Origin of the sequence: Flagellimonas sp. (assembly GCF_965215805.1) — a bacterium.
Lineage (GTDB): Bacteria > Bacteroidota > Bacteroidia > Flavobacteriales > Flavobacteriaceae > Flagellimonas.
This window is the reverse complement of the sequence record NZ_OZ244124.1, coordinates 3,332,914-3,353,599: the sequence shown is the minus strand read 5'-3', so window position 1 is coordinate 3,353,599 and position 20,686 is coordinate 3,332,914. Positions and strand designations below refer to the sequence as shown.

The following is a 20,686-nucleotide window of genomic DNA, read 5'->3' as shown; positions in this document are numbered from 1 at the left end:
TGAGAAATTGGTTATTTGGGATTTTTAGATATACTTCTCGTAATTATTAGCAGTGCTGGCCTTTTGCATGGTACCATGTTCGCCTTGTATCTGCTGTTCTTCAAAAAGAAAAGAGCCTTGACCAATTCCTTACTGGCCTTGATCTTGATGCTGATGGCATTTAGAATAGGCAAATCGGTACTGTTGTATTTTGGCAATGATCTTGAGCCTGCGTTTATTTTCGCAGGCTTGGCCTTTTTATTGGGTATTGGTCCCATGTTGCGCTGGTATGTTAACGGAATGACACGCTCGGGGTTTACGCTACCGAAGTTTTATGCCTTGGAATTGGTTCCGTTTGCACTGGTTTTTCTGGCCAGCTTTTTTGTGGACAAAGCTTGGTTTGAGACAAACAATAAGGAAGTCATCATCATATTTGGGAGCATACTCATTTTTATTTATCTGCATTTGGCCTTTTACATCTTCATCTCCAGTCGGGTTTACAGGAAAATGGCCAAGAACTATTCCAAGGAGTCTAGGACCAAATCCCAAAAGGCCATTTTTACCTGGTTAGGTTTGTTGCATATAGGCTTGGTCATTATTTGGATTTCCTATGTATTGAACATTGTGGAAGATGCAGTACCCTACATAGTTGGTCCTATTATGTATTCCATGGTGGTCTATTTCTTGAGTTTTAAAGCATTTCAACTCAAGGTGACGGATATGGACGGAAATGCCTTTAAAAGGAACAATGATTTGGACCTATTTCATGAATTGACCCATCATTTGGTTGATAATAAGTTGTATTTGGAATCCAATGTTTCCCTATCCAGTTTAAGCAGCTTGGTGAATGTGAGTGCGCAAAAAACCTCTGAAGTCATTAACCAACATGCCCGGCAGAATTTCAATGACTTTGTTAATTTCTATCGGATTCAAGAGGCAAAGAAACTGCTTGTGGATAAGGACAACGAAAATTTTACGATATCCAGCATAGCTTTTGATTCCGGTTTCAGTAGCCTGTCCTCTTTTAACAGCGCCTTCAAAAAATTTGAAGGGCTTACACCTTCAGCTTTCAGGAAAACGCATTTGGCTTAAAAGCTATGAAGAAGATTCCCTGACAATGAGGTTAGGAGGGAGGATTATTCTTTTTTCTTTTCTTTTTGAATTTTGACCTACTTGCTCCAAGAACATTTGGGCGGCCTTCCTTCCCATTTCCAAAGGAGATTGGTCCATGGAACTTATGGGAGGGTCCATAAACTCGGTAAAAGGTTCGTTACTGAATCCAACTACGCGGATGTCGGATGGTATTTTAAAGCTATTATTCTTTAACCAAGTGATTGCGCCCAGAGCTCCGTAATCCGTGGATGAGAAAATGGCATCTGGCGGATTTTTAAGTGCCATCAGACTTTTAATGGCCTGTATACCGTCCTCTGCCGTACTGCTAATTTCAAAAACCAAATCTTGGTCGGGCTCCTTCCCGTGGTCTTTAAGCGCGCTTACATAACCTTGATACCTGTCTTGGTATATTTCCAAAGATCTATCACCCGAAAAATGGCCAATGCGGGAACATCCCAATTCAATTAAATGCTTGGTGGCCTGATATCCCCCTTGATAATCATCGAAAATTACAGAACTTACTCCGCTAATATCTTTCTTTCGGTCGAAGAAGACCAATGGAATACCTTTTTGTACCACCTCATCCAAGTGTTCTGTATTTCTTGTAGATCGGGAGACCGAAATCAAAATGCCCTCTACTTGGGCATTTAGTAAACTCTTTATGGTTTGTCCTTCCCGGTCCTCTTCTTCGTGCGATTGACTGATGATTACATGGTATCCCTTGGGATGGAGTTCTTCCTCAATTCCTCTTATAATGGTGGAAAAAAAACTGTGGTTGATATAGGGGACAACCACTCCTACATTATTGCTTTTCCCTTTTTTTAGGGCCAGGGCCAACTTGTTGGGCTCATAGTTTAATTCCCTAGCGGTTTCCAGCACTAATTTTTTTGTGGCCTTGCTAATTCTGGGGTTGTTATTAAGCGCCCGCGAAACCGTTGCCGCAGTGAGATTTAGCTGGTTTGCAATATCATAGATGGTTGTTTTATTGGCCATTTGATAGAATCCAAAAGTTCAAAAATGAAATGAATTGAACACTTATGTTGGGGGCAAGATGGCAAAAATATTTTGATTACGCATGGTAAATTGCTATAATTGTGTAATCGATTGCACAAAATACCTTGATGGACATAGGCCTTTGTTTCAAAAGATTATAATCTTTACCTCGTTACTGAAGTCAGAAATCAATTTATAATCCACTAAACCGAAATCGCCATGAATGACAAACAAACCAGAAGAAAATTTTTAACGGCAGTGTCCATGTTGGCCGCTGGAACTATGGTAGAAGCATCACCATTGAACTTTACATTTATGGGAAGAAAACTAAAAGTTGTGTTGGTGGGAACCGGAATAAGAGGTATCACATTTTGGGGGAAACGATTGGTGGATACCTATTCTGACACCTTGGAGTTTGTAGGTTTATGCGACCTTAATCCTGGCCGGTTGGCTTTTGCCAAAGACTACATGGGTGTAAAGTGCAGTACTTATTCCAATTTTGATCAAATGGTTCAACAGAACCAACCAGATCTAGTAATCGTTACCACAACGGACTCCACACATCACGAATACATCATTCGCGGTCTTGAGTTGGGGTGTGATGTGTTGACAGAAAAACCAATGACCACCGATGAGGACAAATGCCAACAGATTATAGATGCTGAAAGGAAACACGACAACAAGGTAATTGTTGGATTCAATTATCGCTGGATTCCTTACAACACCAAAATAAAGGAATTACTTCGGGAGGAGACCATTGGCAAAATAACCTCTGTAGATTTTAATTGGTACTTAAATACCTATCACGGAGCATCCTATTTTAGGAGATGGCACGGCCTGCGTCAGACTGGGGGAACTTTGTGGGTGCACAAGGCAACCCATCATTTTGATTTATTGAACTGGTGGTTGGATTCGGACCCCATGGAAGTATTCGCTTACGGAGACTTGGAGCATTATGGCAGTGCCAATGCATTTAGAGGAAACAATTGCAGGGATTGCAAACATGTGGATAATTGTGATTTTCATTGGGATATCACCCAAAGCAAAATGGACATGAACCTCTATGTCAACAACGAAAAGCATGATGGTTATGTTAGGGACAACTGTCTGTATCGGGAAGAAATAAACATCTATGATAAGATGTCTTCCCAGATAAAATATGCGAACGGAACCGTGGTCAATTATTCGTTAACGACTTATTCTCCTTTTGAAGGGTGGCGGATAGCATTCAATGGAACCAAGGGTAGGATAGAGGCATGGCACGACATTCCCTATCGCAAGGAAAATGCTTTGAGTCAAGAAGAGCTTCACGCTTTGGAAATGACTCAGGGCCTAAAGGAAGTGGAAGGGTACAAACCCATGATTCTCCATCATCTATGGAAAGACCATGAAACGGTACAGGTACCCATGGAAAGAGGGGGACATGGTGGAGGAGATAAGCGACTTCATGAAAAAATATTCAAACTTCCAAACACCCAAGACCCTTTTGATAGGGCCGCTGGGGTAAGGGACGGAGCAATGTCCATTCTTATTGGTATAGGGGCTAGAAAAAGTATTGAAAGTGGTCGCCCTATTAAAATAGCGGAGCTAACGGATCTAGAACCCCGGGAAAAAAGGTTGTAATGGAATGAGTAGGAGTGGGGTAAATCAATTATATTCTAGAGTTTCAGTTTATACCCTCTACGTTCCATCCAACCTGTAAATGCCGCAACAAGAAGCGCAAAAACAAAAGACACCAATAGTCCCGCATATCCGTTGTTGAAAATGTCAGGGAGTCTAAAGCCCAACAAACTACGAATCGGATATACCATATATGGAATCATGTAGCAGGTAAGGGTGGCAGTTCCCGCAGGGGAAATAAAGGTTGCCCATTTGGTTTTTTTCTTTACATCGGCCAAGTAATGAAACAAAATGAAGGCCAAAACCCCAATTCCGGTGCAAATGGCCAACCAGGATGGGGTGCCTTGTAATTTGGAAATCCCCCACATGGGTCTGGTAATCAATCCCAAGGCAATGTTTACAATCCCAAGGAAGGCCAAGACCAGGTACGCAGAATTTAATCGGGTAGCGGAATATTTTTGGAACAATAAGGTGGTCAACACTCCAGCTGATGTAAAAGCAGGTATGGTACCTTGGAATAGCACTGAGAAATATCGTAAAAATCCATCAGGGCCTTCCACTATTCCCTGTTGAAAGAGGACACATAGTGTATTGAACAGTATCCAGAGAAGAAGAATTATGATCAGATTTCCCTTGGAATACAGAAAAATCAGGGAGTTGGAAAGATAAGCCCAGCCAATAAGACCCAAAATGCCCCACCAGTGAACATGCATCCAATCCTCACCTGTAGCTCCACCCTTGTAAATAATTGCCAGAAAGATCAACAGGGCAGCACCGATGGCCCTAAAATGTGGATGATATTTTTTTGCGGTCGATGTTTTTTCCCAGTCAACCCAAACCAGGACAATGGCCAGCGTCATTAAAATGGTCCAGAAATCTTTTCCAATTAAGATGCCTTCGTCAAAAGCTACCTCATAGTTCATAAGGTAGAATCCTATTAGTAAAAGGGAAAAAGAACGAATGAGAATATGAACGGCAATGGATGATTTTGATTTTCCCTTGTCCATTCTGTTCTTAATTGCAAAGGGAATGCTAAGGCCTACGATAAACAGAAACAGCGGGAAAATAACATCTGAAAAACCCAAATAATCCTCATTGGCTGTGGCATGCGTAAGCCATTTGGGAACATTGGAAAGGGTCCAAAAGTCGTTTACCCAAATCATTAAGACCATGGTAACTGCCCGTAAAATATCTATGGATGCAAGTCGCATAAAATGTGATTTCCAACTGTAATTGTCAATTTGAAAGTATTGTTTTTTAAAAAATCTAAATTATTTTTTATCTGAACGGTATGTTTGTGAAGGTCAATCGCATGGTTTTCCCTTATCGGCGTGTTTCCACTCTAAATAGGGTGATTATCAAGTTTGTAGATTGGCCAAAAACATCTAATTTTCATCCACCTTAATCCCTGCAAAAGTTCAGTATTGAGTGCATTTTGGAACATAGAGAACAAGGTAAAGACCACGATTCCCATCCGATACCACATCATATTTTGGGTGGTCTATTTTTTGTTCAATTCCATCCGATGGGGTAGCTATTTTCACGATTATTGGTACTCCTTCAAATCCAATATGGTGGAGTTCCCGTTGCATATGATCATGGTGTATTTCAACATTTACTATCTCGTCCCAAAATTTATTCTATCCAAAAGATATAAAACCTATGTCCTGTTATTGATGCTTGCCCTTGGTTGCCATTATTTTGTTCGAGTAGGGCTGTCGTATTGGTGGGTTTGTGAAGTAATCTGGAGAGAGGCTGAGGGAATTCATGAACCCTTTGGGTTCAACCATATTGTGACTGTGGTTTTGGGCGAAATATACGTGATTGGGTTGGTCTCTGCAATCAAGTTCACCGTGGAATATGTGGTTCAATTGAACAAGAGCAAGCATTTGTTGGCCCTACAATCCGAAACCGAACTTAAATTTTTAAAGGCCAGGATACAGCCCCACTTTTTTTTCAATACCCTAAATAACCTTTATGCACTAACCCTGCAGCGGTCCAAAAAAGCAGCCGAAGTTGTTCTTAAGCTATCTGAGATCATGGAGTATGTTATCTACGACATAAACATGAAAAAAATCCCCTTGGCCAAAGAAATCAAATACATAAAAAACTATATTGAACTGGAGCGGATAAGACATGGGTATCAATTGAATTGTGATATCCAGACCGAGGGACAATTGGATGATGTGAAACTTCCACCCTTGCTGTTTTTACCTTTCGTGGAAAATTGCTTTAAGCATGGGCAATTAAGCGATGGCAGTATTTGGATAAAAATGAAATATGAAAGGGAGGGAGATTTACTGGTTTTTTATTTGACCAATGAATTTGACCCCACGGACTCGAGGAAAACCAAGGATGGCATTGGAATTGCCAATACGAGACGAAGACTTGAACTTTTATACGGAGAAACCTATGAACTTCAGACGTATCCAGAGAACAATCAATACCATGTTATGCTAAAAATACCTTTGGGATGAAAATCAATTGCTTGATTATAGACGATGAGCCCCTGGCTATCAGTATTTTGGAGTCCTATATCAAAAAACTGGACAATGTTTGCGTTGTAAATTCCTATACCAAGGCTACGGATGCGCTTTCAGACTTGGAACATGAAGAGATAGACGTAATATTCCTGGACATAAACATGCCGCATTTAAGTGGACTTGAATTTCTTGGAAGTATGCAAAAACAACCATTGGTAGTTATTACCACGGCCTACCGGGAATATGCCCTGGAAAGTTATGAGTTCAATGTGGTTGATTATTTGGTAAAGCCCATTCGTTTGGAGCGGTTTATGAAAGCTGTCAATAAGGTTTCTGAAAGGTTGATGGCCAGAAAGGATAGCGCGATAGGTAGAAAGGAGGTTGAAAACACCTATTTTTTTATTCGGGCCAACAAGAAAATGGTGAAGATTCTGTTCAAGGACATACTATTCATTGAAAGCTTGAAGGATTACATTAAAATAAACACATTATCAGGACATTACATTGTGTATCAATCGCTGTCTGGGATTATTGCCGAACTGCCAAAAAACAATTTTCTTAGGGTTCATAAATCCTATGTTATAGCTATAGACAAAGTCATGTCCATGGAAAGACACAATGTAGAAATTGGCACCAAGAACATTCCTATAGGTCGCAGTTATCTTAAATCTGCCAAGGAACGCATTTTGGCAGATCATGTGTTCAATCTAAAGAATGAAAACTCCAGCTCAATTTGACAGGGTTCTCATACATTTTTGAGGAGAAGTGTCACAAGAATAACTAGAATGGAATTGTCCGGGATGTGATTCTTGAAAAACGCGTAAGCCCTTTTCATTTGCGTTTTAACAGTATTGATGGAAATGTCGTTCTCCTTGGCAATCTCAGAATAACTCATATTATAGGCCACATAGGAAATGAAAATTTCCCTTCTAGCCGTTGGTAGTTTATCAAGCAATTCCCTAAGTCGTTGTTCATTGGAAATTTTGTTGGCCAATGCAAAGGGTTCCTCAAACTCTCTTGGGTTTAAGTTTTTAAGGATATCCACCTTCCGTTTTTTCTTTTCAATATGTTGGATGCTTAGGTTCTTTACAGCTCTAGTGGCATAGGTCTTAAAAGTTGCCCTAACGGCAATTTCCTTTTCTTTTTGGCAGTACCAGACAAAGAAATCCTGCACAATGTCCTTGGCAATGTCTTTATCGCCCACAACACCAAAAGCCACTAATGCCAGATAGGCATAATGCTCTCGGAACAGGCCTTCCAATGCTTCTTTTTTTTGAGTAGTGGTCTTCAATTCCTGGTTATTTACAAGATGTAAACGCTTACAGGGTTAGTGCTTCAAAAGTTAAATTTATACTTTTTTGTCAAAATCAAACCTGTAAAATTGGTGATTGTTCAAAAAAAGCATCAAATGTTGTCACCCTAAAATAACATTTCCTTAACAATATATATAGAACACTATATTATGTCCCATTCGGAAAAATTTATAGCGGCATTAAAACAAATTCAAAAAAATGGGCAGGTAAATCCTGAACTCAACTCATCTCTAAATGCCGAGGAAAAGGAACTTTTAGAAAATCTTTTGCAAAAGGGATTGGTAGACGAATCCTTGAAGTTTTTGGACCAGTTGGACATTGACAACGATTGGAACTTGGTTAAGAAACGCTTGGAGGCGATCAAGCCTATTCGTTCCATTGCTCCTTCGATTTTAAAATATGCTGCCATTTTAATTGGTCTTATAACCGCAACGTATTTCCTGTTTAACGCAAATCTCGATACCACTGAGGATTCCAATCCTGCAGATGTTATTACCCTAAAAATAGGAGGAGAGGATGTAAAGGTTATAGACCAAGGCGAAAATCAGGAAATTGTTGCTGCCAATGGTTTGGTGGTTGGCACCCAAAAGGGGGATATACTGATATACGACCAAAACGATGAGATTGAGGAATTGATCTATAACGAATTGGCTGTACCGTACGGCAAAATCTTCAATCTTGAATTATCGGATGGTACCATTGTGCATCTAAATGCTGGTAGTAGCATAAGGTATCCCATAAACTTTATCAAAAATCACAATCGAGAGGTGTTTCTTAGCGGCGAAGCCTATTTTAAGGTGGCCAAGGATGTTGATCATCCATTTATTGTTAGTGCGGGAGAAGTGGCTGTGGAAGTTTTGGGAACGGAATTCAATGTATCCTCATACGAGGAGGATACGGAAATAAACACGGTTTTGGTAGAAGGTTCCGTTCGTATGCGCGACGCGTCCATTTCGGGTCAAAACCTTATTCTGGAACCTGGCTTCAAAGGAGCTTTTAATAAGTCCGATCATACCATTGGCAAAGCAGCTGTGGATTTGGATCTGCATACAAGTTGGATCAAGGGGGAGTTGGTATTTAGAAAATCTGAGTTCAATAATATGATCAGAAAGATTGAGCGCAGATACAATGTCACCATAACCAACAATAAGGAAGAACTAAACCAAAAGAAATTTAATGCAAGATTTCATGTGGATATAGAGAGCATACACGATGTAATGCAGTCCATAAGCAATGTAACTCCCTTTGAATACACTATAGAAGCTAACGAAAACGTGATAATTTATTAACTAAACTAACTAAACTCTAAATGCCTATGAAATGAAGAAACCGTAAAAACCAAAAAAATCGGAAAATGGTTGCAACATCTTCCGATTTATGAAATGGACTAAATAATCTCAGTTCAAAAATTATTTAATAACCAAAACAAAAATATGAAAAAATGCCATAAAGGCAGTAGATTCAGCATTCCACTGCCTAAAATTGATTTAAAAATGAAACTTACAACCTTTCTACTTCTAGTTTCATTGTTGAAGATCCATGCCAGTTCGTATTCTCAGAACACCAAATTGACCTTAAAACTAGACAATGTAACTGTTGAGCAAGTTTTTGACGAAATCGAATCCATGTCCGAATTTCGATTCTTGTTTGAAAGTGAGCAGCTCAACTTAGACCGCAAAGTAAGCTTGGATGTTGAAAGTAAGGACATCAGGCATATACTAAGATTGCTTTTCAACAATACCAATGTTAAATATAGGACCCTCAACCGTCAGATATTGCTTTCTCGTAAAAAGCGCGATGGGATATCAAGTTTGGATACCAATGCCGAAACCGATGACGAAGAAATCGAACAGCGGCAAATAAATGGTAAAGTTGTGGACTCAAACGGCGTTCCGCTAGCAGGAGCCAGCGTTGTTGAAAAGGGTACCGTTAATGGTGCGCAAACAGATTTTGATGGTAACTATAGTTTGGAAGTTGCAGATGACGAAGCAATTCTTGTCATTTCCTATATTGGGTTTGCAACCAAGGAGGTTTCCGTAGGTCAACAAACAACCATTAATGTCACTCTTTCAGAAAGTACAGCTGGCCTGGAGGAGGTAGTTGTGGTGGGGTATGGTGCCCAAAGGAAGAGTGATGTAACGGGAGCCATAACATCAGTTTCAGGAGATGATGTAAATATTACCAAGGAAAGTAACGCCCTGAACGCTTTGGCGGGTAAGGCAGCTGGTGTGGATGTGAGCTTTGATAGTAACCAGCCCGGTAGTTCTCCCAGTATTTTGATTCGGGGTAGAAGCTCCCTTAATTTTTCCAATCAGCCCTTGTTCGTTGTGGACGGGATTCCTGTTTCTGGAGACCTAAGTGATTTTAACCCTAATGATATTCAATCCATAGAAATATTAAAGGATGCCTCTTCAGCTGCCATTTATGGTGCACGAGGTGCCAATGGTGTGGTCTTGATTACCACAAAAAGGGGTAAAGCTGGTAAGGCCCAGATTTCCTATGAGTCCTATATCGGATTTTCGGAGCCCTATGAAAACATTGATTTGATGGACTCAGATCAGTGGGTGGCCATGCGATTGGAGTCCCAACGGGCCGCGAGCGAGCAGGAACAAGGATTGGCCGCAGGGACTTTGCCAATCCCAACCTTGGCAGATGGTTTGGAAGCAGGACAACTGGAAGCCTTTCAGGCAGGAATAAACACCAATTTTCAAGACCTCATTTTTCAGAATGGCCTACAACAGAATCACCAAGTAGGTATCTCAGGAGGTTCTGAGAAAGTACGCTACAATGTTTCGTTGAACTATTTCCAACAGGAAGGAATCGTAAAGAATGCGGAATATGAAAGGTTGACCATGCGGACCAACCTGGATATGAATGTAACGGATAAATTAAAGGTAGGACTTTCACAACAGATCTCCTTTGCGGATAGGGATGATTTGAACGATGGAAGCACCCTTAATTTCATCTTTAGAAATTCACCGCTAACCCGACCTTTTGAGGAAGATGGGGTTACACCTACCACGGATCCATTGGACGATGGACTGATTTGGAATCCATTGAACGACTTTGTAGGCGGAAACTATGTTGACAACAACAAGACCTTTAGGTATTTTGCCAACATCTTCGGAACTTATCAGTTTAATGACCATTTAAAGTACACTTTAAATATCGGTCCTGAGTTTCGCATTGATAGGAACAATGATTTTAGGGGTACCCTTAGCTCCGTTAACCGAGGTGGACTGAACACTGCACAAAAGGATCTTAGAAATACCACATCGTTTACCATTGAAAACTTGATAAACTATAATAATACCTTTAACGAGGTTCATACTTTGGATGCCACATTCCTTTTTAGTGCCCAGGACATCAAGGACGATTTCACCACCTTGGCCGTAAGGGATTTACCATCCGAGTCGCAAACCTTCAACAATCTGGGGGATGCATCCGAAGTAACCAACAGGGATAGCTCGTTGGATACGGAGCGGTGGACTTCCTTTATGGCAAGATTCAATTATTCATACAAGAGCAAGTATCTATTTACCCTAACGGGGAGATACGACGGATCTTCCAAGCTTGCCGAGGGTAACAAGTGGGGCTTCTTCCCTTCAGGCTCCTTTGCTTGGAGAGTGAGTCAGGAAGATTTTCTACAAGAATCCCAGACCATTAGCAATCTAAAATTGCGATTGGGATATGGTACGGTAGGACGGAACCCCATTGACCCTTTTAGTACGCTGGGTGGACTTTCAAGAACCGAAGGATCTTTTAGCGATAGTCCAGCTTTTGGTTTTAGACCCAATGAAATTGCAAACCCTGACCTGAAATGGGAAATCACCACCACCTTTGATGCTGGAATTGATTTTGGATTTTACAACAACAGGATCTCCGGTTCTATAGATTATTATGTAGGGAATACTTCCGATTTGTTATTGGAAAGAACCATCCCAATCACATCTGGTTTTAACTCCGTTCTTCAGAATGTAGGGGAAACCAAAAACCAGGGTATCGAAGTTGTTTTGAGTACCGTAAACGTACAAACCGAAGATTTCACATGGAGCACTGATTTCAATTTCTCCAGAAACCGAAGTGAAATAGTGAGCCTATTGGAAGGTCAAGGTGACGATGTGGGCAACCGTTGGTTTATTGGAGAACAATTGAGTGTTTTCTACGATAGAGTATTTGATGGTATCTGGCAGTTGGATGAAACAGCTCAGGCAGGTTCGTTTCAAAGGGTTCCTGGAGATATCAAATTGGCAGATTTGAATGGCGATGGTGTCTTAAATGATGATGACAGGAAAATTATTGGTTACCAAGACCCACAATGGATTGGTGGTTTAACCAGTAATATAAACTATAAGGGTTGGGATTTTACTGTTGCCCTTTTAACCAGGCAAGGACATACCATAAGGTCCCAGGCATTTGGAAACAACAATTCGTTGTTTGGAAGATACAACAATGTGGATGTGAACTATTGGACACCTGAAAATCCAAGTAATTCCATCCCAAGACCCAATGCCAATCAGGAATCTCCCAAAGATGCCGGAGTGTTGAACTATTTTGATGGATCGTATGTAAGGGTGAGGAACATTTCCTTGGGATACAACTTTAATGAGACATTTCTCGATAAAATAGGTTTGCAGAGACTGAGGTTCTATGTTACTGCCCAGAATCCATTTTTATTTACCTCAAGTGAGTTGATAGACGGAATTGATCCAGATGTTGCGAATAGTGGCCCAACTACAAATTTCCCGGGCCGAAACTATTTGCCAAGTCCGAGAACATTCATCTTTGGACTGAGCACAACATTCTAAATAACAAAACCTAAAAAGAAATGAAAAATATAAAAGTAATCTTATTGATAATCGCCTCGTGCCTTTTTTCCTGTGATGATTATTTGGAAGAGGAGTTGACTGGCGGCATCACTGCTGATGGAATTTACTCCACCCCCGAGGGCATTCATTTTGGTCTGAACGCCACCTACGCGGCATTTACCGCCCTTATGGGAAATGATAATGGTGGATCAAACCGAGAAAATGGATGGACCTTGTTAACTCTCGGTACCGATACCTATACCAACGGTTCTGATGGAGGAAACAAATCCTTTAATAGATACGATACCGACCTGAATGCCAGCGCTGGTATTTTGCAGGCTGCTTGGGAGGAATTGTACGTAGGAATCAATACCGCCAACACAGTGATCAATAGAGCCCCTGAAATCATTAAGGATGCAGGGGAACTAAATCAAATATTGGCAGAAGCCAGATTTTTGAGAGGGTACTACTATTTCTGGTTGGTACGTCAATGGGGAGCCGTTCATTATTCGGCCGACGAAACCACAGGAGTGGAAAGTGAAGCCAACAGAACCCCTGTCCCGGAAATGTATTCCAGAATATTGGAGGATATGGAGTTTGCAGAGCAGACTTTGCCGGCTGTCCAAAATGATCAGGGAAGACCTACGTCTTGGGCCGCAAAAATGGCCTTGGCCGAAATTCATTTGACCCAGGGGAATTATGATCAAGCTGCCCAGTTAGCTGAAGAAGTAATTAATAGTGGGGCTTTTTCATTGGTAAGACCGGTGGAAAATTTATGGAACCTAGATACCAATGAGAATAACAGTGAATTGATTTTTTCCTTTCAATATGCGGATGATCCAAATTTTGATGGTTCTGGAAATCCAGCACACCTATTTTTCCTGATGGAGTATGACAAACTGGATGGGATGAAAAGGGATATCGCCAATGGAAGACCATGGAAAAGGTTCAAGCCAACCGACTATTTGCTGAATCTTTATGACATGGAAGATGAACGCTATGATGCAAGTTTTACATCGGTTTATTTTTCCAACAATCCGGATACTGCTCCTCCTGGAGTTATGGAAGGTGACACCGTGGTATGGCTTCCAAGAACACCATTGAGTCAGGCCGAAAAGGATACCAGACCGTTCTCAAGTCAGATATACAATCGGGATGAATTGACCGAACGTATCTTTCCAACTTCCAGAAAATGGGAGCAACCCAATAGGGCATCCGTAAACCAGCCAGAGGGAAGTCGCGATTTTATTGTATACCGCTTGGCGGAGGCCTATTTGATAGCGTCCGAGGCCAATGCACTTAAATCGGCACCAGACCAAACCAAGGCACTTCAATACTTGAATGAAGTGCGAATGAGAGCTTATAATGTGGACAATGTAGCTGCATTGCCTCCCATTGCTGCGGTGGATTTGGATGTGATTTTGGAAGAACGCGCCAAGGAATTTGCGGCGGAAGGTAAACGTTGGTTCGATTTGGTAAGAACAGGTAAACTCGTGGAACGCGTTCAGATGCATAATGCTGGGGGAGCACCCAATATCCAGGATTATCACGCATTAAGGCCCATTCCACTGACCCAGATTGATAGATCATCAAACGACTATCCACAAAATCCAGGGTATTAAAGATAATTGGCTTTTGAGTTAGTTAGTTAGTTTTAAGTTTGGACATGCCCTTTTCTTGGATAAAGAAAAGGGCTTTGTCAATTTAATATCAATAAAGATTTTATGCTTAGGCATTCATCAACATTTCGTTCCGTATTGTGGCTTTTTCTGATTGCGATAATCGGTTGTACTTCCACAGAAAGCCCAAAAGAGGCCAATACCGTTTTGTTCCAAAAGTTGGATAGCGATTTTACCGGGATTGACTTCACCAATAAGATAACGGAACGCTTTGAGTATTTTGAAAACTTTAGCTATGCCTACAACGGGGGCGGGGTGGCCATAGGGGACATCAATAATGATGGCTTGCAAGACGTTTTCTTTTCGGGTAACGAGGTGGAGGACAGGCTATACTTGAATAAAGGAGGATTAAGATTTGAGGATATCACCCAAAAAGCCAACATCAAACCTCATAAGGGATGGAGCAACGGTGTTTCCATGGTGGACATTAATTCAGACGGCTTTTTGGACATTTATGTATGCCGTGGTGGATGGCAGGATACCGATGAAAATCGCGGGAATCTACTATACATTAATCAGGGTGATGGCTCGTTCAAGGAACAAGCTTCCAATTTTGGGGTGGCGGATATTGGATATTCCACCCAAGCGGTTTTCTTTGATTTTGACAGGGATAGTGATCTGGACCTTTATGTGGTCAACAGGCCCAACCAGTTTATGCTCCCTATTGCGGAAGTTCTTAAAAACAAGCAGCAACCCAGCGATTACAATCGGGACAAATTGTATAGAAATGATGGCGGGAAATATGTTGAAATTGGCAGGGAAGTCGGGCTGGCCCATAATTTTGGGTATGGTCTGGGGGTAGTGGCTTCTGATGTCAACGGTGATGGCTTCACTGATATTTATGTGGCTAATGACTTTGATGAGGACGATTATTTATATATCAATCGGGGCGGCAAGTATTTGGAGGAACAGATTAAACAATCCACCAAACATATCTCCCTTTATTCCATGGGTGTGGATATCATGGATATCAACAACGACGGTTTGGAGGATATTTTTGTTACGGAAATGCTCCCTGCGGATCATAAACGGGCCAAGCAGTCCATGCCCTCCATGGATGTAGAAGGCTTCAACCAATTATTGGATTTGGGTTTCCATCACCAATACATGCACAATATGCTTCATTTAAACCAGGGAAATACCATGTTCAGTGAAGTGGGTAAGCTAAGCGGCATTGACAAAACCGATTGGAGCTGGGCAGGTCTAGCTTCGGATTTTGATAATGATGGGAACAAAGATCTGTTGGTCACCAATGGATACAAAAGGGATATTTTTGATAAGGATATTGAAAAGCGGCTTACCAAATTCTTTGAGCAAAACCGTCCCAAATTCCAATCTGCGGAAGAATTGATTGCCCAAAAGAGTGAGGAAATCATCAATTTGTACAAACCGATAAAGGAAGTCAATTACCTCTATAAGAATTTGGGAGAACTCAACTTTAAGAATGTTTCGGGCGACTGGGGCTTTCAGGAAAAGAGTTTTTCAAACGGGGCGGCGGTGGCTGATTTGGACAATGATGGGGATTTAGACCTGGTGATCAATAATTTGGATGACGAAGCCTTTGTGTTCAAGAATACCAGTTCCGATTCCAATACCGGGAATTATCTGAAAATCAAACTTATTGGGCCTCAAAATAATGCCACTGGACTAGGGGCGAAAATTACCTTGAAAATTGGGAAAGAACTGCAGTATCAAGAATTTAAGACCGTACGGGGTTACCTATCCTCACATGAGCCCATTGTCCATTTTGGATTGGGAAAAAATAGACTTATAGATTCCTTGACCGTAAGATGGCCAGATGACAAGGAACAGACCTTGGAATATGTGAGCCACAACCAAGCCATCACTTTGAATTATCAAAATGCAGGGGATACCTCAAAACAAAAAAAGACAGAAAGCCTCAAGCTTTTTGAAACCAGCGGACCGCATTTTGGGTTGGATTTTGAACATAGGGAGAATATATATAATGACTTTGCCAAGGAAGTGCTCTTACCTCATAGATACTCCCAGCTTGGTCCTGCATTGGCCACTACAGATATCAACAATGACGGACTGGACGATGTGTATGTTGGTGGAGCCATGGGTCAGGAAGGACAGATGTTTGTCCAACAGAAAAATGGGGAATTCTTATCAATTGATGGTCCTTGGAAGGGAAATAAGGAAAGTGAAGAAGTTTCGGCTATATTTTTTGATCTAAACAATGACGGGTTGGAGGACTTGTTCGTGGTCAACGGTGGGAATGAAGCCCTTAATGGAACTGAAACCCTAAAAGACAGATTGTACTTGAATCAGGGAGATGGAAAGTTCACAGATTCAACAGAACTTATTCCAGATATTGCCTTTAGTGGGGGAAGGGCCACGCCCTGTGATTATGATGGGGACGGGGATTTGGACTTGTTTGTTGCCGGTCGACTGGTCCCGCAAAAATATCCCTTGCCAGCATCCTCTTATCTCTATGAAAATAAAAATGGAAAACTTGTAGATGTAACCGATAACAAGGCCGTTGGACTGATGGATTTGGGATTGGTAACCGATGCGGTCTGGATGGACTATGACAACGATCAGGATAAAGACCTATTGGTGGTAGGAGAGTGGATGCCACTTACTCTATTTAAGAACGAACAGGGCTTCTTTAAAAAATCGAACCCTGAACAACTGGGCTTTGAAAATACAGAAGGCTGGTGGTATTCAGTTGAAGTGGCGGATTTCAACAAGGACGGGCATATGGACATCATTGCTGGCAATTTGGGATTAAATTATAAGTACAGAGCTTCTATTGAATCCCCGTTCATGGTATTCGGTTCCGACTTTGATAAAAATGGGAAGAACGATATCATTTTGGGATTTGAGGCTGATGACAAAGTGTATCCCGTACGGGGTAAGGAGTGCTCCTCTCAACAAATGCCCTATCTAAAGCACAAGTTTAAAACCTACAAGGATTTTAGTGGGGCTACCGTCTTGGATATGGTAGGCAAAAAAAGTTTGGAGGAATCCGTGCAACTCAAGGCAAGTACCTTCGCAACTACCTATTTTCAAAATAAGGGGGATGGTACCTATATATCAACCAAACTTCCAAACTTGGCCCAATTCTCGTCCGTAAATGATATTCAGGTTGACGATTTTGACTTGGATGGCAATCTTGATGTGATTCTGGCTGGAAACCTTTACACTTCTGAAGTGGAAACTCCTAGAAACGATGCCAGTTTTGGTACATTCCTCAAAGGAAATGGACAAGGGGATTTTTACCCATTGTATCCCCATCAAAGTGGGCTTTATATGGATGGAGATGTCAAAGATATGGCCAGCATAACCATTAAAGGGGAACAATACGTGGTGGTAGCCAATAACGATAGCAGCCTGAGGCTGATCAAGCTGAATATGGGAGTACGCTAAGATCAACATCCAACCAGATATTTGCCCTGTATTTGTTTATTACGAATCTTTTCGTATGTTTGTTACGAAATTATTCGTAGATGAAAGCATACACCAATAAAGAATTAGAGATTTTACTTGTTCTCTGGGATTTGAAAGAAGCTTCGGTACAGCAGGTCCATGAAGCTTTGGACTCCAACAAAGGATACACGACCACTCTTAAATTAATGCAGATCATGTTTGATAAAGGTCTGTTGGCAAGAGAGAAGGAGGGAAAGAAGCATGTCTACCGGGCCAATATTGAAAAGCAAGTGGCACAGAGCAATGGTATGCGGAATATGATTCAAAATCTTTTTGGGGGATCTACCTTAGGCTTTGCACAAAGTTTTCTGGGTAACGCCAAACCCACCAAAAAGGAGTTGGATGCCATTAAGGCCATGATCAAACAAATGGAGAAGGATGTTTGATTTGGATTTCACAAGACTGCTCGGTTTTTTGATTGATTCCCTCTGGATTGGAGCTGCTTCCTGGTTGCTTTTGATTATCTTCCTAAGGCTGATTCATCCAAAACACGGTAACCTTAGGTACTACCTTTCCTTGGCCGTTTTCTTTGGTTTTTTTGTTGTCCTGTCATTATCGTTTTTCACAAGTGATTCCATTTACAATTTATGGTTGAAACCCAGAGTAATTGTGGTATTGACAGACTGGGAAAATCACCAATATGGCCTAGGTATTTGGGATCGGATGCGTGTTTTTATGTTGGATAACACCCATTGGTTCATTGGAATTTGGCTGCTGGGAATACTGTTCTTTGGTTCCAAAATAGTACTTCACAAAAACCAGCTTAAATTTCACACAAACGGGGAACCTGATCATCAACTTGAATCTTTGGTTAACAATTTGGCCCAAAAACTCAATATCAAAAAAAAAGTTGACCTAAACATTATCCAATATATTAGCCATCCCTTTACCATGGGACATTGGAAGCCCATTATCTATTTTCCGTTGGAGGCGCTTACTGGATTCAGTAGAATGGAACTGGAAATCATTTTAATGCATGAATTGGTGCATATTAAAAGAAATGATTACCTGATCAATTTATTTCAGGTGTCGTTGGAGGTGATGTTCTTTTTTAACCCATTTGTTTGGCATATGTCCTCGATGGTCAAAAATGAAAGGGAGTCCTCTTGCGATCTTAAGGTCATTAACATGGGCTATAACAAAGTAGACTATGCCAAAACCTTGGAACTGTCGTATCAATTGCACTATCGACTGGCCTTGGCTTTTGGTAACCGCAATGTTTTATCCCGTATCAAATCTTTAACCACCTTTCATGTAGGGGAGAGCGGATATCAAAGGAAATACAAATTTATCTTTTCGTTCTTGGTCTTATTGTTTGTCGTTGTTTCGTTGGGCTTTGGTACTATGGCGAAAAAGAATCTCTCTCCCAACCTGATATCAAAGGGCACTAAAGTATATCCTTGGTTCCACATTGGGGATGACGGAGGTATAATTTTTCATCCCGATGAACACCGGGAATGGCACATCCATGAGGATGGTACCCAGGACTTTTACAAAGATGGCGAGTTACGGAACGATGAGTTGGCGGAAAACTTTGGTTACCAAGAGATAGACAGGGGAGATGTTATTGAAATTATTTATGAGGACAAATTGTTGAACCAGCAACATAAGGCCCGTAGAACCAAGGATATGGAACAATGGAAGCAATTTCTCCAAGAAGTTTTGGAAAACCATGGAGCAGGGAAGCCCGTAACTGAAGAAACAGTCAATACTTCCTTAAGAATGACGCCCTTTGGCGGTATATATGTATCTGGTGTAAAGGTTCCCGCTGATGCGGTGGAACATTATCGAGGTAAATATCCGGATGCCATGCCGTTGATTACACCTAGGCACTCCAATGAAAGTCAAGAGTTTCTTAAGGATATGATTCGTGAGCTACAGGAGGATGGATTGGTACATCAAAACTTTGATTCGGTACAAGTGGTTTTTCATATCCTAAAGGACCAACAATTGATGCTTAACCAACAAAATTTATCTGACAGGTATTCCAGTAAATATCTAATCTATCTGGAAGAATTTAGTCAGGGAATATTATACGATCAACAAGTGTATTATCTAAAATAAGCTACTTATCAATCCAAAAACTACAAACATGAGACTTGTCTTGCTATTAATCGCCCTTTTAGCATTGGGCTGTTCCGAAAAAATCAAAACCAATAACGAATCCGGTTATGTGATCCATGGTCAGTTAGCCCATTTTAAGGATAGTACGATGCTACTTTTGGATGAGCTCTCCCTATCAAAAACCATAGACAGTGCTTTAGTGATCAATAATAGTTTTACACTAAAGGGAAAGGTGGAAGAAACAGGTCGCTACCTGCTTAAAACAAAATATGACCCTGCAAATCCTGATGCTTTTAAGTATCTATTTTTCTGGATTGATAATTCAGACATAACCATCAAAGGAGATTATGAGAACTTTAGATATGCCAAAGTAGAAGGATCCAAAATCCACGAACTGGCTTGGGAATTTTCGTCTCCCCGTGCAGATTTGGACAAGAAAAGGGAAAAACTGGTAGATTCCATCCAGGCAAATTTAGGAGATAGGGATAGCTTGAGAGCTCAAATATTTCAAATTGATAGTATAACGAGTGCAATGTCCATGGAATTTGTAAGACAGAAGCCCAACAATTTAGTGAGTTTGGAACAGCTCACCTTTATCAACAATAAATTCTCCAAGGATGAACTGGGAAAAATCTATGATGGACTGGATGAGGAACTTAAGCAAAGTACCAATGGCCTGGCCTTAAAAAATTACATTGCCATTGATAAAATTGTAGAAGAAGGAGATAAGATGGTTTCAATGTCTGGAGAAAATCTAGAGGGTGAAAGAGTAGACCTTTCCAGCATCATTCCTCAAAACGAGTACACCATTCTCGATTTCTGGGCAGCCGGTTGTGGCCCTTGTCGTTGGCAGAGCAAACAGTATGCGGAACTCTATGAAAAATATCGGGAGAAGGGATTGGAAATAGTTAGTTTTTCCCTAGACAAAAACAGGAATCATTGGGAAGGCGCCTCCAAAGAGGACAATATCACCTGGATTAACATGTCCGATCTAAAAGGAATTACTGGCATAGCGCCAATGTCCTATGGTATAAGAGGTATCCCTAATAGTTTTTTAATAGATAAAAATGGAATCATAGTAGCCGAATTTTACGGATATGACAAGGACAAACTACCTTTTGCTGATGAGTTGACGGCTTTTTTTGATACTGACACCAACAATTAGCAGGGATGCTGTTCCC

Annotated in this window: 14 protein-coding genes; 11 read left to right on the top strand and 3 right to left on the bottom strand. The window is 41.0% G+C overall.

Features of this window, described 5'->3' with window-relative positions:
* The first annotated feature begins 15 nt into the window (after nt 1-15).
* Nucleotides 16-1,071 carry a helix-turn-helix domain-containing protein gene (locus tag ACOOE0_RS14805; protein WP_420399680.1) on the top strand — a complete coding sequence of 352 codons (1,056 nt, stop codon included), beginning with the start codon at nt 16-18 and terminating at the stop codon, nt 1,069-1,071.
* 3 nt (nt 1,072-1,074) lie between these two features.
* On the opposite strand, the gene ACOOE0_RS14800 is transcribed toward ACOOE0_RS14805, so the two are convergent.
* Nucleotides 1,075-2,085 (bottom strand): LacI family DNA-binding transcriptional regulator, encoded by a 1,011-nt coding sequence (locus ACOOE0_RS14800; RefSeq protein ID WP_420399679.1) that lies wholly within the window; start codon nt 2,083-2,085, stop codon nt 1,075-1,077.
* Between the two features lie 219 nt (nt 2,086-2,304).
* Between ACOOE0_RS14800 and ACOOE0_RS14795 the strand changes: the two genes are divergently transcribed.
* On the top strand, nt 2,305-3,708 hold the full coding sequence (locus ACOOE0_RS14795; RefSeq protein ID WP_420399678.1) for a Gfo/Idh/MocA family oxidoreductase: 1,404 nt from the start codon (nt 2,305-2,307) through the stop codon (nt 3,706-3,708).
* A gap of 35 nt (nt 3,709-3,743) precedes the next feature.
* Here the strand turns inward: ACOOE0_RS14795 and ACOOE0_RS14790 are convergent, their stop codons facing one another.
* Nucleotides 3,744-4,916 (bottom strand): heparan-alpha-glucosaminide N-acetyltransferase domain-containing protein, encoded by a 1,173-nt coding sequence (locus ACOOE0_RS14790; protein WP_420399677.1) that lies wholly within the window; start codon nt 4,914-4,916, stop codon nt 3,744-3,746.
* A gap of 213 nt (nt 4,917-5,129) precedes the next feature.
* Here ACOOE0_RS14790 and ACOOE0_RS14785 point away from each other — a divergent pair, with 213 nt between their 5' ends.
* Nucleotides 5,130-6,182, top strand: a complete 1,053-nt coding sequence (locus tag ACOOE0_RS14785; RefSeq protein WP_420399676.1) for a sensor histidine kinase — start codon at nt 5,130-5,132, stop codon at nt 6,180-6,182.
* A complete protein-coding gene (locus tag ACOOE0_RS14780; protein WP_420399675.1) occupies nt 6,179-6,925 on the top strand; it encodes a LytR/AlgR family response regulator transcription factor in 747 nt (248 codons plus the stop codon). The genes ACOOE0_RS14785 and ACOOE0_RS14780 overlap by 4 nt, the downstream gene beginning before the upstream one ends.
* A gap of 8 nt (nt 6,926-6,933) precedes the next feature.
* Here the strand turns inward: ACOOE0_RS14780 and ACOOE0_RS14775 are convergent, their stop codons facing one another.
* Entirely contained in the window at nt 6,934-7,479 is a 546-nt protein-coding gene (locus tag ACOOE0_RS14775) for a sigma-70 family RNA polymerase sigma factor (protein WP_420399674.1), read from the bottom strand.
* 171 nt (nt 7,480-7,650) lie between these two features.
* Between ACOOE0_RS14775 and ACOOE0_RS14770 the strand changes: the two genes are divergently transcribed.
* The 7 genes from ACOOE0_RS14770 (at nt 7,651) to ACOOE0_RS14740 (ending at nt 20,670) form a co-directional block, all read left to right on the top strand.
* Entirely contained in the window at nt 7,651-8,790 is a 1,140-nt protein-coding gene (locus ACOOE0_RS14770) for a FecR family protein (RefSeq protein ID WP_420399673.1), read from the top strand.
* Between the two features lie 204 nt (nt 8,791-8,994).
* Nucleotides 8,995-12,309: a TonB-dependent receptor gene (locus ACOOE0_RS14765; protein WP_420399672.1), complete on the top strand. Its 3,315-nt coding sequence runs from the start codon at nt 8,995-8,997 to the stop codon at nt 12,307-12,309.
* Nucleotides 12,310-12,329: 20 nt separating this feature from the next.
* Nucleotides 12,330-13,931, top strand: a complete 1,602-nt coding sequence (locus ACOOE0_RS14760; RefSeq protein WP_420399671.1) for a RagB/SusD family nutrient uptake outer membrane protein — start codon at nt 12,330-12,332, stop codon at nt 13,929-13,931.
* A gap of 102 nt (nt 13,932-14,033) precedes the next feature.
* Nucleotides 14,034-17,381 (top strand): VCBS repeat-containing protein, encoded by a 3,348-nt coding sequence (locus ACOOE0_RS14755; protein ID WP_420399670.1) that lies wholly within the window; start codon nt 14,034-14,036, stop codon nt 17,379-17,381.
* 80 nt (nt 17,382-17,461) lie between these two features.
* Nucleotides 17,462-17,827, top strand: a complete 366-nt coding sequence (locus ACOOE0_RS14750; protein WP_420399669.1) for a BlaI/MecI/CopY family transcriptional regulator — start codon at nt 17,462-17,464, stop codon at nt 17,825-17,827.
* Nucleotides 17,820-19,505 carry a M56 family metallopeptidase gene (locus ACOOE0_RS14745; protein ID WP_420399668.1) on the top strand — a complete coding sequence of 562 codons (1,686 nt, stop codon included), beginning with the start codon at nt 17,820-17,822 and terminating at the stop codon, nt 19,503-19,505. Before ACOOE0_RS14750 ends, ACOOE0_RS14745 begins: the two co-directional genes overlap by 8 nt.
* A 28-nt stretch (nt 19,506-19,533) precedes the next feature.
* Nucleotides 19,534-20,670 carry a redoxin domain-containing protein gene (locus tag ACOOE0_RS14740; RefSeq protein WP_420399667.1) on the top strand — a complete coding sequence of 379 codons (1,137 nt, stop codon included), beginning with the start codon at nt 19,534-19,536 and terminating at the stop codon, nt 20,668-20,670.
* The last annotated feature ends 16 nt before the right edge of the window (nt 20,671-20,686 follow it).

What these genes read in the sequence shown, in the direction of transcription:
- ACOOE0_RS14795 (WP_420399678.1), top strand. Translation starts at nt 2,305, where the DNA reads ATGAATGACAAACAAACCAGAAGAAAATTTTTAACGGCAGTGTCCATG.
- ACOOE0_RS14745 (WP_420399668.1), top strand. Translation starts at nt 17,820, where the DNA reads ATGTTTGATTTGGATTTCACAAGACTGCTCGGTTTTTTGATTGATTCC.
- ACOOE0_RS14760 (WP_420399671.1), top strand. Translation starts at nt 12,330, where the DNA reads ATGAAAAATATAAAAGTAATCTTATTGATAATCGCCTCGTGCCTTTTT.
- ACOOE0_RS14765 (WP_420399672.1), top strand. Translation starts at nt 8,995, where the DNA reads ATGAAACTTACAACCTTTCTACTTCTAGTTTCATTGTTGAAGATCCAT.
- ACOOE0_RS14790 (WP_420399677.1), bottom strand. Translation starts at nt 4,916, where the DNA reads ATGCGACTTGCATCCATAGATATTTTACGGGCAGTTACCATGGTCTTA.
- ACOOE0_RS14780 (WP_420399675.1), top strand. Translation starts at nt 6,179, where the DNA reads ATGAAAATCAATTGCTTGATTATAGACGATGAGCCCCTGGCTATCAGT.
- ACOOE0_RS14770 (WP_420399673.1), top strand. Translation starts at nt 7,651, where the DNA reads ATGTCCCATTCGGAAAAATTTATAGCGGCATTAAAACAAATTCAAAAA.
- ACOOE0_RS14755 (WP_420399670.1), top strand. Translation starts at nt 14,034, where the DNA reads ATGCTTAGGCATTCATCAACATTTCGTTCCGTATTGTGGCTTTTTCTG.
- ACOOE0_RS14740 (WP_420399667.1), top strand. Translation starts at nt 19,534, where the DNA reads ATGAGACTTGTCTTGCTATTAATCGCCCTTTTAGCATTGGGCTGTTCC.
- ACOOE0_RS14750 (WP_420399669.1), top strand. Translation starts at nt 17,462, where the DNA reads ATGAAAGCATACACCAATAAAGAATTAGAGATTTTACTTGTTCTCTGG.
- ACOOE0_RS14800 (WP_420399679.1), bottom strand. Translation starts at nt 2,085, where the DNA reads ATGGCCAATAAAACAACCATCTATGATATTGCAAACCAGCTAAATCTC.